The sequence below is a fragment of the Proteus mirabilis ATCC 29906 genome (genome assembly GCF_000160755.1).
Lineage (GTDB): Bacteria > Pseudomonadota > Gammaproteobacteria > Enterobacterales > Enterobacteriaceae > Proteus > Proteus mirabilis.
In genome coordinates this window covers 167,886-169,368 of sequence record NZ_GG668576.1, presented here as the reverse complement: position 1 = coordinate 169,368, position 1,483 = coordinate 167,886, and the positions used below count along the sequence as shown (strand labels likewise).

2 protein-coding genes are annotated in these 1,483 nt (G+C 39.6%); both read right to left on the bottom strand.

Annotated features, from left to right (window positions below; all coding sequences use genetic code 11):
* Positions 1 to 97: 97 nt before the first annotated feature.
* A complete protein-coding gene (locus HMPREF0693_RS00810) occupies positions 98 to 634 on the bottom strand; it encodes a hypothetical protein (RefSeq protein WP_004242740.1) in 537 nt (178 codons plus the stop codon).
* A gap of 14 nt (positions 635 to 648) precedes the next feature.
* On the bottom strand, positions 649 to 1,483 hold an 835-nt coding region (locus tag HMPREF0693_RS19670; RefSeq protein WP_004242739.1), incomplete at its 5' end, for an RHS repeat domain-containing protein.

The following is a 1,483-nucleotide window of genomic DNA, read 5'->3' as shown; positions in this document are numbered from 1 at the left end:
CCGTTGAATATCGAAATTAGGCCTTACAAGCCGCTTAACTAAAAGTGTCCAACTTTATGGGGTCACTTCAAGATCACAGTTTTTTTGGCTATTTTATTTAAAATAATGAAGAAAGTTTTTCTAAATAGTCAATATCATCAATGACCCAATACTTTTCTTTCTTAGGCAAAATACTTTCATCAAATTTACGCATAAAATCAACAAACTCACCATTCCAACCATCTGGAATATATCTTTCTACAGGTATTTTCCCTGGATATGGATAATATGCACTTACTTTTTTTGAATCAAAATCAATGAATGCCATTGGAAATAGTTCGTGAGAGTCCCACCAAGAAGAAGAGTCTTGTATTTTTTCTTTGAATTCATTGAGCTTCTTATTATCAACTTTAAAAGGCAAAATACTTTCAAGAAATTTTTCTTTAGTACCATCATTAACAATTAAAATACCAAATCGATCGTCGGCGCTATCTTCTGGACAAGCTATGCCATTGTCAACAAAATCTCTATGCCATTTTTGTCTATCCAGCACCCATACCTCTCTGTCTGCTTGATACCAAGTAATAATGTTATCGTTCTTTATTGCAACAACAACATTATCATCGGCTAATAAACAATCATCTTCATCGAACATATAACAACCTTAATTTATTTTTTTACTTTTCCAGAACCAGGAACAGAATTTTCTTCTAGCCATTTAGCCCATATTTTAGGCAGCTCATATGAATCACCAGGGGTTGTTGGATCTACTATTTTAGGAGCCATTCCTTGTTGATTTAATGGATTCGTCCTGTAACCTTTTTGAGGGATAGCATTCTCTTTAATAAAGTCATCAAACCATTTTGGTATTTCGAATGAAACCACTTCTGCATCACCACCTCTAATATTTTTGAAGTGCTCGGCATGCTTAGAATCGCCGATACTAATATTTAAAGTTGCATTTTGAATCTTAGGGTTGTTCGCATCATCTATTTTTATTCGGCGATGGCTCGCGTTAGGCGGTATGCCTCCTTGAACCCTAAATACAGTGACCGTACCTTTAGGCTCCCCTTTATTCCCAACTCCACCCGCCAGCCCAAACGGATCAACCCACCCCGTCGGACAATGCACATACCCATATGGATTCAGCCCACCCAATAGCCCTATGGGGTCTGGAGAAAGATACTGTCCTGTCTCCTTATCATAATAGCGAAAGCGATTATAATACAAGCCACTTTCTTCATCTTCATATTGCCCCGCAAAGCGAAAAGGACATTCGGTATAATTAGGGTCATTCTCCGCCTTACCCTCTCGGTAACGCCAAAACTGCATTTGGCCCCACGTATTCAACCTTCCTGCCCAACTGGCTTGTCCGCCTTCACTGAATATCTCTCGCGGGGTTCCTTGGTGATCGGTGACCACATAGTGCAGTTTTCCCTGTTGATAACGCGCGGTGGGCGTTATCTCTCCGGGTTGATACAGCCATTGGATTTGCTGAGACTCC

Bases quoted from the DNA above. Each gene is read 5' to 3' on its own strand.
- HMPREF0693_RS00810 (WP_004242740.1), bottom strand. From the start codon at position 634: ATGTTCGATGAAGATGATTGTTTATTAGCCGATGATAATGTTGTTGTT.